The 13,871-nt window shown below is 62.3% G+C and carries 12 protein-coding genes; all 12 read left to right on the forward strand.

Annotation, left to right across the window (positions count from 1 at the left end):
• The first annotated feature begins 93 nt into the window (after positions 1-93).
• The 12 genes from purT (at position 94) to rlmN (ending at position 13,870) form a co-directional block, all read left to right on the forward strand.
• The gene (gene purT, locus ACFO3S_RS11355) at positions 94-1,272 is read left to right on the forward strand and encodes a phosphoribosylglycinamide formyltransferase 2 (protein ID WP_378095513.1); all 1,179 of its coding nucleotides are present in this window, start codon (positions 94-96) and stop codon (positions 1,270-1,272) included.
• A gap of 116 nt (positions 1,273-1,388) precedes the next feature.
• Entirely contained in the window at positions 1,389-2,225 is an 837-nt protein-coding gene (dapF, locus tag ACFO3S_RS11360) for a diaminopimelate epimerase (protein WP_378095516.1), read from the forward strand.
• A 159-nt stretch (positions 2,226-2,384) separates the two neighbouring features.
• On the forward strand, positions 2,385-4,256 hold the full coding sequence (locus tag ACFO3S_RS11365; protein WP_378095519.1) for a bifunctional homocysteine S-methyltransferase/methylenetetrahydrofolate reductase: 1,872 nt from the start codon (positions 2,385-2,387) through the stop codon (positions 4,254-4,256).
• Positions 4,257-4,442: 186 nt separating this feature from the next.
• A complete protein-coding gene (gene remA / locus ACFO3S_RS11370; protein ID WP_027084220.1) occupies positions 4,443-4,703 on the forward strand; it encodes an extracellular matrix/biofilm regulator RemA in 261 nt (86 codons plus the stop codon).
• A 13-nt stretch (positions 4,704-4,716) separates the two neighbouring features.
• A complete protein-coding gene (gmk, locus tag ACFO3S_RS11375; protein ID WP_378095521.1) occupies positions 4,717-5,343 on the forward strand; it encodes a guanylate kinase in 627 nt (208 codons plus the stop codon).
• Between the two features lie 16 nt (positions 5,344-5,359).
• On the forward strand, positions 5,360-5,578 hold the full coding sequence (gene rpoZ, locus ACFO3S_RS11380) for a DNA-directed RNA polymerase subunit omega (protein WP_378095524.1): 219 nt from the start codon (positions 5,360-5,362) through the stop codon (positions 5,576-5,578).
• A gap of 137 nt (positions 5,579-5,715) precedes the next feature.
• A complete protein-coding gene (gene coaBC / locus ACFO3S_RS11385; protein ID WP_378095527.1) occupies positions 5,716-6,945 on the forward strand; it encodes a bifunctional phosphopantothenoylcysteine decarboxylase/phosphopantothenate--cysteine ligase CoaBC in 1,230 nt (409 codons plus the stop codon).
• A complete protein-coding gene (priA, locus tag ACFO3S_RS11390; RefSeq protein ID WP_378095530.1) occupies positions 6,942-9,437 on the forward strand; it encodes a primosomal protein N' in 2,496 nt (831 codons plus the stop codon). Before coaBC ends, priA begins: the two co-directional genes overlap by 4 nt.
• A gap of 134 nt (positions 9,438-9,571) precedes the next feature.
• The gene (def, locus tag ACFO3S_RS11395) at positions 9,572-10,063 is read left to right on the forward strand and encodes a peptide deformylase (RefSeq protein WP_378095533.1); all 492 of its coding nucleotides are present in this window, start codon (positions 9,572-9,574) and stop codon (positions 10,061-10,063) included.
• Position 10,064: 1 nt separating this feature from the next.
• Entirely contained in the window at positions 10,065-11,018 is a 954-nt protein-coding gene (fmt, locus tag ACFO3S_RS11400) for a methionyl-tRNA formyltransferase (protein WP_378095535.1), read from the forward strand.
• 342 nt (positions 11,019-11,360) lie between these two features.
• Positions 11,361-12,758: a 16S rRNA (cytosine(967)-C(5))-methyltransferase RsmB gene (gene rsmB, locus ACFO3S_RS11405; protein ID WP_378095538.1), complete on the forward strand. Its 1,398-nt coding sequence runs from the start codon at positions 11,361-11,363 to the stop codon at positions 12,756-12,758.
• A 35-nt stretch (positions 12,759-12,793) separates the two neighbouring features.
• On the forward strand, positions 12,794-13,870 hold the full coding sequence (rlmN, locus tag ACFO3S_RS11410; protein ID WP_378095541.1) for a dual-specificity RNA methyltransferase RlmN: 1,077 nt from the start codon (positions 12,794-12,796) through the stop codon (positions 13,868-13,870).
• The last annotated feature ends 1 nt before the right edge of the window (position 13,871 follow it).

The raw sequence follows: 13,871 nt of genomic DNA on the forward strand, positions 1-13,871 counted from the left end.
CTCGCCGCCAAGGGGCGATCCGGCTATGCAGCGGCCGTCCATCGTGTATAATGGACGTTATCGAACTTGAGTTCATGATGGAGGAATGCAGACATGCAGGCTAGCCAAAAAATATTGTTGCTCGGATCGGGCGAGCTCGGCAAGGAAGTCGTCATCGAAGCGCAGCGGCTCGGCCTGGAGACGGTGGCGGTCGATCGTTATGAGGGGGCGCCGGCGATGCAGGTCGCGCATCGCAGCTATGTGATCGATATGCTGGACAAGCAGGCGCTGAGGGAAGTCGTCGAACGGGAAAAGCCGGATCTGATCGTGCCCGAGATCGAAGCGATCGCCACCAGCGAGCTGCTGAAGCTGGAGGAGGAAGGCTATCGGGTCATCCCGACCGCCCGCGCGGCGCGCCTGACGATGGACCGCGAAGGCATTCGCCGGCTGGCGGCCGAGACGCTGGGCTTGCCTACGGCCGCGTACCGGTTCGCCGATACGTACGAGCAATTTGCCGAGGCGGCGAAGGAGATGGGCTTTCCGTGCGTCGTGAAGCCGCTGATGAGCTCGTCCGGCAAAGGACAGAGCGTCTGCCGCTCGGAGGCCGAGCTGGAGCGCTGCTGGACGATCGCGATGGAAGGCGGCCGCGTGCAGCAGACGAGGGTCATCGTCGAGGAGTTCATTACGTTCGAGTCCGAGATTACGCTGCTTACGGTGCGCTCGGTCAGCGGCACGGCGTTCTGTTCGCCGATCGGGCATGTTCAGAAGGACGGGGACTACGTCGAATCGTGGCAGCCGCACGAGATGACCGCCGACCAGCTGGCCGAGGCGCAGCGGATCGCCAAAGCGATTACCGACGAGCTGGGCGGAGCGGGCCTCTTCGGCGTGGAGCTGTTTCTCGCCAAGGACAAGGTGTATTTCAGCGAAGTGTCGCCGCGCCCGCACGATACGGGGCTCGTCACGCTGGTCAGCCAGAACCTGTCCGAATTCGCGCTGCACGTCCGCGCCATTCTCGGCTATCCGATTCCGGAGATCGAGAATGTCGCGCCGGGGGCCAGCCGTCCGCTGAAGGCCGGCAGCGAGCTGGACGACTACCGGATCGGCGGAGTCGGCGAAGCGCTGTCCGTTCCGCATACGCAGGTTCGCGTGTTCGGCAAGCCGGTCGCCAGGCCGGGCCGCCGGATGGCGGTGGCGCTATCGACGGGCGGGTCCGTCGCCGAGGCGCGCGAGCGCGCGACCAGGGCGCTCGGCTTCCTGAACGTTCGGACGAGCCGACCCGACGTTCGTCCGTAGTCGAAAAGTGCAAATAAAAGAAGATTTGCTGTATGCTCATCCCGCCGCCGTCCCGTTATGATTAATCCAGTGAGTGCGAATACTGACTGACAGGTCATAGCGGGAGGCGTACGATTATGGAATTTGCGAAAATGCACGGACTCGGCAACGACTTTATCGTCGTGGCCGGAGAGAAAGCTTTGCCGGACAACGCGGCGGAATTGGCCGTTCGTCTGTGCAACCGTTATTTCGGCATCGGAGCGGACGGGCTGGTGTACATTTTGCCTTCGGAGAAGGCGGACTTCCACATGAGAATCATGAACTCCGACGGCTCGGAGGCGGAGCAGTGCGGCAACGCGATCCGCTGCGTCGCCAAGTACGTCTACGATAACGGTCTTGCGGCCCGATCGGAGCTGACGATCGAGACGCTGGGCGCCGGCGTGCAGCCGGTTCGGCTGACGATCGAGAACGGCAAGGTCGCCCAGGTGACCGTCGACATGGGCCGGCCGATTCTGAACGGGCTCGACGTGCCGACGACGATCGACGCCAATCCGGTCGTCGGCCACCCGGTCGAGGTGGACGGGCGCGAGTTCAAATTTACCGCGGTGTCGATGGGCAATCCGCACTGCGTCATCTACGTGGACGACGCGGCCGGATTCGACCTGGCGGCGTGGGGGCCGAAGCTGGAGACGCATCCGCTGTTCCCGCGCAAGATCAACGTGGAGTTCGCGACCGTCCATTCCCGCGACCAGGTGGATATGCGGGTATGGGAGCGCGGCGCGGGTCCGACGCTGGCTTGCGGCACCGGCGCCTGCGCCACGCTCGTCTCCTCGGTGCTGAACGGCCTGACCGATCGCGAGGCGACCATCTCGCTCGCCGGCGGCGATCTGCGCATCAGGTGGGACGAGGCCAGCGGGCGCATCTACATGACCGGCCCGGCGGAAGCGGTCTATACGGGCTCCGTGGACGTATAAGCTCCGGGCAGAGGGCCGCTCCCCGACCGAAGGCGCCTCGCGCCGAAACTGAAAAATCCGCTCAACCCGATCGATTCAGATCGGGTTTTGCCATTTTCCCGAAATGAAAAGTGTGCTACATTAAGGATACTTTATTTTTAGGAATGGATGGGAAGCATCATGAAACCGGATTTGCGCACGGCTCTCGCCCGCAAGCCGCTGGTCGGCGACGGCGCGATGGCGACGTATCTATATCAACTCGGACTGCCGGTCGGCGTGTCGTTCGAGGAATTCAATCTGCTCAAGCCGGACGTCATCGCCGACGTCCATCGCCAGTATGCGGCGGCCGGAGCGGAGATCATCGAGACCAATACGTATTCCGCCCAGCAGAACAAGCTCGCCCGCTACGGACTCGAGAGCAAGGTCGAAGAGATCAACGCGGCCGGCGTCTCGCTCGCTCGCAGAGCGGTCGGAGAAGGCGTGTACGTCGTCGGCGCGATCGGGGCGGTCCGGGGGGTGGCCGGCAAAAACATTCGAACGGCGGTCGTGAAGCGCGACTTCGAGGAGCAGATCGGCGCGCTGGTCTCCTCCGGCGTGGACGGCCTGCTGCTCGAGACGTTTTTCGATCTGGAGGAGCTGTCGCTAGCCCTGTCGCTCATCCGCAGGAAGAGCGATCTCACCGTCATCTGTCAATTTTCCGTTGAGAACCCGGAGAGGACGCACGACGGCATTCCGCTCGCCGAGGCGTTTCGCCGGCTGAAGGGGGAGGGCGCCGACGTCATCGGCTTTAACTGCCGCAGCGGGCCGACCGGCATTCTCCGCGCGCTGGAGACGATTCCGCGCGATCTGAACGTGCCGCTCAGCGTCTTTCCGAATGCGGGCATCCCCGATTATGTCGACGGGAAAGTCGTCTATTCGGCGTCGCCGGAATACTTCGGCGCGTCGGCCCGCAGGTTTGCCGACGCGGGAGCCAAGCTGATCGGCGGCTGCTGCGGCACGACGCCGGAGCATATCGCCGAGATCGCCAAGGCGCTTCGCGGGTACTTGCCGGCGGCGCACGCCGCTGTCCCGGCTCCGGCCGAAAGCCCGGCGATCGTCGATCCGGAGCCGCCGGCCTTCGAGCCGCCGCAGAGCGCGGAGCCGAGCATCGTCGATCTCGTGCGGGAGCGCCATACGGTCATCGTCGAGCTGGATCCGCCGCGCGATCTGGACATCGCCAAGTTCATGAAGGGCGCCCAGGCGCTGAAGGAAGCGCAAGCCGACGCCCTGACGATGGCGGACAATTCCTTGGCGGTTACCCGGATGAGCAATCTGGCCCTTGCCGCCCTGCTGAAGGAGCGCGTAGGCATTCGTCCGCTCGCCCACATCGCCTGCCGCGACCGCAACCTGATCGGGACGCAGTCGCATATGATGGGCTTCGACGCGCTCGGCATCGATCACGTGCTGGCGGTGACGGGCGATCCGGCCAAGTTCGGCGACTTGCCCGGCTCAAGCTCCGTGTACGATCTGACCTCGTTTGAAATCATCCGAATGATCAAGCAGTTGAATGAAGGAATCGCCTTCTCGGGCAAACCGCTGAAGCAGAAAGCGAACTTCGTGGTCGGAGCCGCCTTTAACCCGAACGTCAAGCATCTGGATAAAGCGGTACAGCGGCTCGAGCGCAAAATATCGGCGGGAGCCGACTACATTATGACCCAGCCGGTATACGACCCGGAGCTGATCGAACGAATCGCGGAGTCGACCCGGCACCTGGACGTTCCGATCTTCCTCGGCATCTTCCCGCTCGCGAGCGGGCGCAACGCCGAATATTTGCACAACGAAGTGCCGGGCATCCAGCTTTCCGATGCGGTCCGGCAGCGAATGAGCGGATTGGAGGGGGCTGCGGGCCGAGCCGAAGGCGTGAAGATCGCGGAAGAGCTGCTCGACGTCGCGATGGACCATTTTAACGGCATTTACCTGATGACCCCGTTCATGGCTTACGAAATGACGGTGTCCCTGACCGAATACGTGCGCAGCCGAAGCCGGAGCCTGAATCGGAATCCGGCGAATTAAGCCTTTAGTTCCTCTTGTCCCACCATAGGATTTGAAGTACAATAGGCAATAATCGATAGATGTATACATCTGGGCATTGTTGGGCCAGCAGTATGCGGAGGGCCGCTTCTGGCAACACTGGAAGCGATTAGTTCGGTTGCTGGCCGCACCTGTTGGGTAGGAATAACCGGGGGGAAAATGCATACCATGGCGATCAAGCTGATCAATATCGGATTCGGCAACATCGTGTCCGCGAATCGGATTATTTCGATTGTGAGCCCGGAGTCGGCTCCGATCAAGAGAATCATCCAGGAGGCGCGGGACAGGCACATGCTGATCGATGCCACCTATGGCCGCCGCACGCGTGCGGTGATCATTACGGACAGCGATCACGTGATTTTGTCGGCCGTTCAGCCGGAGACGGTAGCGCACCGGTTGTCTACCAAAGACGACGAACACGACGAATGAATTGGGGAACACGATGAACAAGGGGATTTTATTCGTACTGTCCGGCCCCTCAGGGGTCGGCAAAGGGACGGTCTGCTCCGCGCTGCGCAGCAAGCTGCCCGAACTCGTGTACTCCGTGTCGGCGACGACCCGCCCGCCTCGGGAAGGCGAGCGCGACGGCGTCAACTATTTCTTCAAGACGCGCGAACAGTTCATGAGCATGATCGAGAAGGACGCGCTTCTGGAGTACGCGGAATACGTCGGCAACTACTACGGAACTCCCCGCGAGTTCGTGGAGAAGACGCTGGCGGAAGGCAAGGATATCTTTTTGGAGATCGAGGTTCAGGGAGCGATTAAAGTTCGAGAGAAGTTCCCCGAGGGCGTCTTTATTTTCCTCATGCCTCCGTCGCTTAACGAGTTGAAGACGAGAATCGTCGGACGGGGGACGGAAACCCAGGCGACGATCGATCATCGGCTTTCGGTGGCGGTGGAAGAGATGAATTTGCTGCACCATTACGATTATGCGGTCGTCAACGACGAGATCGACTTGGCCTGCGCCCGGATCGACTCGATTATAACGGCGGAGCATTGCAAGCGGGAGCGGTTTCTGGGCGCGCTGTTCGAGCAGCTGCAGACGCTTAAAACGGCGGACAACGTTTAAAGAACGAGGTGAATGCATGTTATATCCATCCATCGATGAACTGGTTACGAAAGTCGACAGCAAATATACGCTCGTCGTAGCGGCCGCCAAGCGGGCGCGCGGCTTGCGCGAAGGCGAGCTGTGCAACCTCGGCGCTCCGAAGTCGCACAAGCATGTCGGAGTCGCGCTTGAGGAGATTTATCAGGAAGCGATCAAGGTCGAGCATATCAAGCCGGTCGCCGCAGCTGCGGAATAAGACGGCAGTTCCAATCGGATACGACAAGGAGGAAGACAACCCGCGCGGTTGTTTTTTTTCTAGACCAAAACGCGATTCCGCGTCTAGAGGACGCCGAAGGCGTTTGGGCTTGGCGGGAAACCAGGGGAGGAGATAAGATGAGCAAGCCGCTTGCGGGCAAAACGATACTGGTAGGCGTTACGGGGGGCATCGCGGCGTACAAGGCGGCGACGCTGTGCAGCCGCCTCGTCGGCCTGGGCGCGGAGGTCCGCGTCATGATGACCGAAGGGGCGACGAAGTTCATCACGCCTTTGACGCTGCAGACGCTGACCCGTCATCCGGTGGCGACGGACGTGTTCGACGAGCGCGACGCCGCCGTCGTGCAGCATATCGACTGGGCGGATTCGGCCGATCTTGCCGTCGTCGCTCCGGCGACGGCGAATATGCTGGGCAAGCTGGCGAACGGCATCGCCGACGACATGCTCAGCACGACGCTGCTGGCGACGACCGCCCCGCTGCTCCTGGCCCCGGCGATGAACGTCCATATGTGGGAGCATCCGGCGGTCATCGACAACGTCAACAAGCTGGCGGCCCGGGGAGCTTATTTCGTGGAGCCGGGAACCGGTCAGCTGGCCTGCGGCTATGTCGGCAAGGGGCGGCTGGCGGAGCCGGACGAGATCGTGGACGCCATCGTGAAGAAGCTGACCGGACCTCAGCCGCTGGACGGACAGCGGGTGCTGATTACAACAGGGGGCACGATCGAGCGAATCGATCCCGTGCGCTATATTACGAACGATTCCTCCGGTAAAATGGGGTTCGCTATCGCAGAGGCGGCCCGGGATCGGGGCGCCGAGGTGACGCTCGTGTGCGGCAGAACGGAAGCTTCCCCCCCTCATGGCGTAGACGTCGTCAGAGCGGACTCCGCGCTGCGGATGCGCGACGAGGTGATGGCGCGAATGGACGGAACGGATGTGGTGATTAAGGCGGCTGCGGTAGCCGACTACCGGCCCTTGAGCCGCGCGGATCACAAGATCAAGAAGACGTCGGACTCGTTCTCGCTGGAGCTTGTGCGCAATCCCGACATTTTGCAGGAGATCGGCGAGTGGAGAGAAGCTCGCGGCGGCGGGCCGTACGTCGTCGGCTTTGCGGCCGAGACGGCCGATGTGGAGAAGCATGCGCTGGACAAGCTGGCGCGCAAGAAATGCGACCTGATCGTCGCCAACAACGTCGCCGCGGAAGGTGCGGGATTCGGCAAGGAGACGAATATCGTCAGTTTCTACGGGCGCGACGGGTATGCCGAGCATTTGCCGCAAATGACGAAAAGAGCCGTCGCCGAGCGGCTGCTCGACGTCGTGCAGGACGCGAGGAAAGGAACGGCGGGGCGATGACGATAGCGAGAGTAATCGTGGACGTTCCGAGCCGGGATACCGACCGGACGTTCGACTACGCGATCCCGGACCATCTGCGCGAATGGGTGGAGGTCGGCAGCCGGGTTGCGGTGCCGTTCGGCCCTCGCAAGCTCCAGGGGATCGTGACCGGGCTGGCCGACGGCGCCGAAGTGGAGAGCGGGAAGCTCAAGCCGCTGGAGGAGGTGCTGGACGCGCTGCCTCCGCTGTCTCCGGAGCTGGTGGCGCTGGGGGAATGGATCAGCCGCAGGTGGCTGTGCCCGCTTACCGTCGCGCTGCAGGCCATGCTGCCCGCCGCGCTGAAAGGGCGTGCGGAGAAATACGTGCTGCCGGCCGCGGGAGCGGTCTGGACCGACGAAGAGATCGCCCGAAGCGGCGGTCTCTTGCTTGCGCTGAGGCGGGGCAAGCCGCTTAAGCTGGCCGGACTGCTCCAGCAATATCCGGAGCACGGGGGGCTGCTGAAAGCCTGGCTGCGAGAGGGGAGATTGGAGGAAAGGCAGCGCGTCGAGGACCAGCTCTCGGTCAAGACGGTGCTGACCGTATTCCCCGCGGCCCCGGAACGGCTGCTGGAGGCGGCGGGGAGCATCCCCGCGAGGGCAGGCAAGCAGCGCGAAATCGCCCGGTACCTGGCCGAGCGTAACGAGGCCGTTCCGCTGGCGAAGCTGGCGGAGGCGCTGGCGACGACGTCCGGCACGATCCGTTCGCTGGAGGAGCGGAAGCTCGTCGAGATCCGGCCCGTGACGGAGGACCGGGATCCTTATGCGGACCGGCATTTTCCGGTTAGTACGCCGATGCGGCTGACGCCGAAGCAGGAGGCGGCTTTGGCGCCGATCCGGGAAGCGCTGGACGCGAGCATCAGCCGCACGTTCCTGCTGCACGGCGTGACGGGCAGCGGCAAGACGGAAATCTATCTGCAGGCCATTCAGCGCTGTCTCGATTTGCGGCGCGAAGCGATCGTGCTCGTGCCGGAAATCGCGCTGACGCCGCAGATGGTCGAACGGTTCAAGAGCCGATTCGGCGCTCGGGTGGCCGTTCTTCACAGCCGCCTGTCCCAGGGAGAGCGCTACGACGAATGGCGCAAAATCCGCGAAGGAAGGGCGCAGGTGGCGGTCGGGGCGCGTTCGGCGATTTTCGCCCCCTTCACGAGCATCGGGCTGATCGTCATCGACGAGGAGCACGAAACCTCCTACAAGCAGGAGGAAAGCCCGAAATATCATGCGCGCGACGTCGCAATCGAACGGGCAAGGCGGCACGGCGCCGCCGTCGTGCTCGGCTCGGCGACGCCGGCTCTCGAAACCTACGAGGCGGCCGTCTATCCGGGAAGAGAGGCGGCGCCGGGACAGACGGTGTACATCGCCTTGCCGGAGAGAGTCGCCAATCGGCCGCTGCCCCGCGTTCATATCGTCGACATGCGCGAGGAGCTGAAGCTGGGCAATCGCGCGATGTTCAGCCGACTGCTGGCGGACGCGATCCGCAGCCGGCTGGAGAAACGGGAGCAGATGGTGCTTCTGCTGAATCGGAGAGGCTACGCGACCTTCGTCATGTGCCGGTCCTGCGGCTACACGGCGGCCTGTCCGCACTGCGAAATCTCTCTCACCTATCATCGCGGCTCGCAAAACTTACGCTGCCACTATTGCGGCTACTCGGAGACGGAGCCGACAGCCTGTCCGAGCTGCGAGAGTCCGCACATCCGCTTCTTCGGCACGGGGACCCAGAAGGTAGAGGAAGCGCTGGCCGCGACGTTCCCGGGCATCCGCGTCATTCGGATGGATGTGGATACGACGACGGAAAAAGGCTCTCACGAACGGTGGCTAAGCGAGTTTCGCGAGCGCCGGGCCGACGTGCTGCTCGGAACGCAGATGGTGGCGAAGGGGCTGGATTTTCCATATGTTACTCTCGTAGGCGTGCTGGCGGCGGACTCCGCCCTGCGGCTGCCGGATTTCCGCGCGTCCGAGCGGACGTTCCAACTGCTGACCCAGGTGGCGGGCCGAGCCGGACGCCACGAGCTGCCGGGAGAGGTCGTCATTCAAACCTACGATCCCGAGCACGAGTCCATCACGTCGGCGCAGGCGCACGATTTCCTAGGCTTCGCGGAGAGGGCCCTCGTGCTGCGCAAGCAGCTGGGCTATCCGCCGTACGGCCGTCTGATCTCCGTCACCTTTTCCCACGAGTCGGTGCCGATGCTGCTGTCGATCGGCCAGCAATTGGCCTCCGGCCTGCGCGGCAAGGCGGACGCGCTGGGCGTTCGCAGAGACTTCGACCTGGGCGGCGGGACGGCCATGGAGGTGCTCGGTCCGGTCGCTTCCCCGATTGCGAGATTGAAAGATCGCTACCGGTTTCAATGTATGGTAAAATATCGGGGAGACTTGGATGCGAGCCGTCTCGTCGCGGAGACGCTCGGAGACATTTCGGACGCGGTGAAGAAGGGCGGCGTGCAGGTCAGCGTCGACGTAGATCCGCAAATGATGCTTTGATAGGAAGTCGACAGTCCGATTGTGATCATGAAGCGGGCGCGCAGAGGCGGATTTCGGCGTCGGATCCCGGGTGCCGATAACCGAGCTTGTCGAGCCAGGAAGTCATGTCAGTAATGAAAAGGAAGGATGCCGTTATGTCCATTCGGTTAATCGTGAAACACCCCGACCCCGTGCTCCGGGAAAGAGCGCAGGAAGTGACCAAATTCAATGCCAATCTGCACAAGCTGCTGGACGACATGGCGGACACGATGTACGATGCGGACGGCGTAGGGCTTGCAGCCCCGCAGATCGGCATTCTGAAGCGAGTCATCGTCGTTGACGTCGGAGACGAACACGAGCTCATCGAGTTGGTCAATCCCGAGATCGTATTCTCGGAAGGCGAACAGCTCGGCCCCGAAGGCTGCTTGAGCATTCCAGGGCTTCAGGGCGACGTTCGCAGGGCCAACCGGATTATTATCCGAGGGCAGGACCGCTACGGCAATCCGATTGAATACGATAGCAGGGAGTTTTTGTCCAGGGCGTTCCAGCACGAAGTCGATCATCTGAACGGCGTGCTGTTCATCGACGCGGCGGAATCGGTGTACGAGGCCCGCAAACCGGAAGAGCAGGAGCAGGATGGGGATTAAGATGAAGATATTGTTTATGGGAACGCCGGAATTCGCAGTCCCTTCCCTAGCGGCTTTGTTGGAGCGCGGATACGAGGTGGCGGCTGTCGTGACCCAGCCGGATCGGCCCAAAGGCCGGAAAAGGGAGCTGACGCCGTCGCCGGTCAAAGTGTTCGCGCTCGAACGGGGGCTGCCGGTGCTGCAGCCGGAGAAGCTGCGTTCGCCGGAGGGGGTTGCCGCAGTGGCCGAGATCGCGCCGGATCTGATCGTAACGGCGGCTTACGGACAGATTTTGCCGAAGCCGGTGCTCGATCTTCCGCGTCTCGGGTGCATTAACGTGCACGGCTCGCTGCTTCCCCGTTATCGCGGCGGAGCGCCGATTCAGCGCTCGATTATGAACGGCGAGACCGTAACGGGCGTGACGCTGATGTACATGGCGGAGGGGCTCGACACCGGGGACATGATCGCCAAGGTCGAGGTGCCGATCCGGGACGAGGATACGGCGGGCACGATGTTCGAGAAGCTGAGCGCAGCGGGAGCGGGCCTGCTGACGGAGTGGCTGCCGAAGATCGAGGACGGCACGGCCGGGCGCACTCCGCAAGCGGACGACGAGGCGACCTATGCGCCGAACCTGTCCCGCGAGGACGAGAAGCTCGATTGGGGACAAGGCTCGCGGCGGATTTACGACCGGGTGAGAGGCCTCCATCCGATGGCCGGAGGGTTTACTTATTTGGACGGCGAGGTATTCAAGGTATGGGGCTGCGCGATCCCGCGTCCGTCGGATGCCGACCTGCGGCCGGAGTGGGCTGCGTTCGCTCCCGGAGCGGTGCTGGAGACGGGAGCATTCGGCATTCGCGTAAGAACCGGGGACGGCAGCATCGTGCTGACGGACGTCCAGCCGGCCGGCAAAAAAGCGCTCAAAGCAGCGGAGTTCGCCAAAGGAGCCCGTCTGGCTCCCGGCACAATGCTCGGGTAACCCCCGGGCTTTTTTTGTGATTCAAGAAAGGAAAAAATTCGTTATCCTTATCTGAATCACCTCCGACATAAACGTTATCCCGCCGGTCTCAAGGACGGCGTAAGCCGTTTATGCTCGGATGGCGGGAGTGCCGTTGCGGCCGCGGCATCGGAGAGGCTGCGCGGCGGTTTTCGGAGCGGCCAACGCAACCTATGGGGCAATTGCGTGTATATAGGGTGTCGGTAGCGAATGCGGGGAAAAGTAATGGAAGGACCTGACGGTTTCCGACGGGCCGAGGCGGCGCCGGGGAGGCGGGCTCGAGACGGGCGGGAACACTATAAATGCAGGAAAAGGATGCGAAGGATGACGAAAACGATTCGATGGCCCGGGGGAAAGCCGCAAGGCGCGCGCGAGGTTGCGATGAGCGTGCTGCACAAGGTAGACACTCGGGGCGCGTACAGCGGACTGGAGCTGAATCAGGCGCTTCAGGCGGCGGGGCTGTCCCGTCCGGACGCGGCGCTGGCGACGGAGCTGGTGTACGGGACGATTCAGCGGCTCAATACGATTGACTTTGCTTTGCAGAGCCGCGTGAAAGGCTGGCCGAACAAAATCGAGCCCTGGGTGAGGGCGCTGCTGCGAATGAGCTGCTACCAGCTGCGATGGCTGACCCGCGTGCCCGCGCACGCGGTCGTCGACGAGGCGGTCGCCATCGCGAAGAGACGCGGACACGCGGGCATCGGCGGGCTGGTGAACGGCGTGCTGCGCGCCCTGCTGCGCGAAGGCTTCGCGACGGCGCTGCCGCAGGGGCTCTCTCCCGCGGAACGAATTTCGCTTGAGCACAGCCATCCGCTATGGCTCGTGGAGAGGTGGATAGCTGCATACGGAGAAGCGGGCGCCGAGCGGATGTGCGCGGCCAACAACGAGCCTCCGCACGCTTCGGCGAGAATTAATCCGCTGAAGACGACGCGTGAACGGGTGCTTGCGGAGATGGCGGAGGCCGGCATCGAGGCGGCCGCCTCGCCGCTCGCTCCGGAAGGCGTCGTTGCGCTGCGTCCGGGCAATCTGGTCCATACCGAATGGTACAAGCAAGGCCAGTTTACGATTCAGGACGAAAGCTCGATGCTCGTAGCTTCGGTGGCCGATCCTCGTCCGGGCATGCGGGTGCTCGACTGCTGCGCCGCTCCGGGAGGCAAAACGACTCATCTGGCCGAGAAGATGCGGGACGAAGGGAAGATCGTCGCCAACGATGTGCATCCTCATAAAGAGGCGCTGATTAAGCAGCAGGCCGACCGCCTTCAGCTGACCAGCGTGCAGACGATGACCGCGGATGCGCTCGAGCTGGCCGACAGGCTCGAGCCGGAATCGTTCGACGTCGTGCTGCTTGACGCGCCCTGCTCCGGACTCGGCGTCATTCGCCGGAAGCCGGAAATCAAATGGAACAAAACGGCGGAGGATATCGCGCAGCTGTCCGAGCTGCAGAGCCGTCTGCTCGAGAGGGTCGCCCCGCTCGTCAAGCCCGGGGGCGCGCTGGTCTACAGCACGTGCACGATTGCGGCGGAGGAAAACGGTGAGGCGGTTCTCGCGTTCGTGGAGCGGCATCCGGAGTTTGCCCTCGACCCCGAATGGCCGGCGGAGACGCTCAAGCCTCTGCGCGAGGCCGGCGGTCTCGCCGAGCCGTTCACGGGCATGGTTCAACTGCTTCCGGACATGTTCGGAAGCGACGGGTTCTTCATCGCGCGCCTGCGGAAGCAAAGCTGCTAAATTTATGATAAAATGAACGAATGGTGGTGAAGAAGTTGGCAAAAAAGGATCAAGAGCAAGATCAACAAAATCCGTTTATTTACGATTTATCGTTGGAACAGATTCAGGAATGGATCAAGGAGCAGGGGGAGCCTGCCTTCCGGGCGGGACAAATCTTCGACTGGCTGTACGTCAAGAGAGTGAACTCGTTCGAGGAGATGACGAATCTTCCGAAGCAGCTGAGGGATAGTCTGAACGCGAGCTTCCGGTTCGTGACGCTGACGGAGATCGCCAAGTTCGAATCCAAGGACGGCACGGTCAAATTTCTGTTCGGCCTGCAGGACAACCATGCGATCGAGACGGTTATCATGAAGCACAACTACGGGAACAGCGTCTGCGTCACGACGCAGGTCGGCTGCCGGATCGGCTGCACGTTCTGCGCTTCGACGCTGGGCGGCTTGAAGAGAAGCCTGACGGCGGGAGAGATTATCGCGCAGGTCGTGAAGGCTCAGCAGATTCTCGATCCGCTGAACGAACGGGTGTCAAGCATCGTCATTATGGGGATCGGAGAACCTTTCGAAAATTACGACGCCACGATGAGCTTCCTGCGGATGATGATTCATCCGAAAGGGCTGAATATCGGGGCCAGACATATTACGGTGTCGACGAGCGGAATCGTGCCGAACATGATCCGGTTCGCCGACGAGAACATGCAGATCAACCTGGCCATTTCCATTCACGCGCCGAACGACGCGCTGCGCTCGAAGCTGATGCCAGTGAACCGCAGATATCCTTTTGCCGACGTAATCGACGCCTGCAAATACTATATCGAGAAAACCGGAAGAAGGATCACGTTCGAATACGCCCTGATCGGGGGGATGAACGACCGGCCGGAGCACGCGGAGGAGCTTGGAGACGTGCTGAAGGATATGCTGTGCCACGTGAATCTGATTCCCGTCAACTATGTGCCGGAGCGCAACTACGTCCGAACGCCGAGGGACGATATCTTCGAATTCCAGCGAGTGCTGCAGAAGAAAAATATAAATGTCACGATTCGCCGGGAGCAGGGCCACGACATCGCGGCGGCGTGCGGTCAGCTGCGGGCGAAGCATATGGAGACGACGACGGGGTGAT

The organism is Cohnella hongkongensis, assembly GCF_042654645.1.
GTDB lineage: Bacteria > Bacillota > Bacilli > Paenibacillales > Paenibacillaceae > Cohnella > Cohnella hongkongensis.

Bases quoted from the DNA above. Each gene is read 5' to 3' on its own strand.
- ACFO3S_RS11365 (WP_378095519.1), top strand. From the start codon at position 2,385: ATGAAACCGGATTTGCGCACGGCTCTCGCCCGCAAGCCGCTGGTCGGC.
- purT (WP_378095513.1), top strand. From the start codon at position 94: ATGCAGGCTAGCCAAAAAATATTGTTGCTCGGATCGGGCGAGCTCGGC.
- rpoZ (WP_378095524.1), top strand. From the start codon at position 5,360: ATGTTATATCCATCCATCGATGAACTGGTTACGAAAGTCGACAGCAAA.
- coaBC (WP_378095527.1), top strand. From the start codon at position 5,716: ATGAGCAAGCCGCTTGCGGGCAAAACGATACTGGTAGGCGTTACGGGG.
- rsmB (WP_378095538.1), top strand. From the start codon at position 11,361: ATGACGAAAACGATTCGATGGCCCGGGGGAAAGCCGCAAGGCGCGCGC.
- def (WP_378095533.1), top strand. From the start codon at position 9,572: ATGTCCATTCGGTTAATCGTGAAACACCCCGACCCCGTGCTCCGGGAA.
- fmt (WP_378095535.1), top strand. From the start codon at position 10,065: ATGAAGATATTGTTTATGGGAACGCCGGAATTCGCAGTCCCTTCCCTA.
- priA (WP_378095530.1), top strand. From the start codon at position 6,942: ATGACGATAGCGAGAGTAATCGTGGACGTTCCGAGCCGGGATACCGAC.
- dapF (WP_378095516.1), top strand. From the start codon at position 1,389: ATGGAATTTGCGAAAATGCACGGACTCGGCAACGACTTTATCGTCGTG.
- remA (WP_027084220.1), top strand. From the start codon at position 4,443: ATGGCGATCAAGCTGATCAATATCGGATTCGGCAACATCGTGTCCGCG.
- gmk (WP_378095521.1), top strand. From the start codon at position 4,717: ATGAACAAGGGGATTTTATTCGTACTGTCCGGCCCCTCAGGGGTCGGC.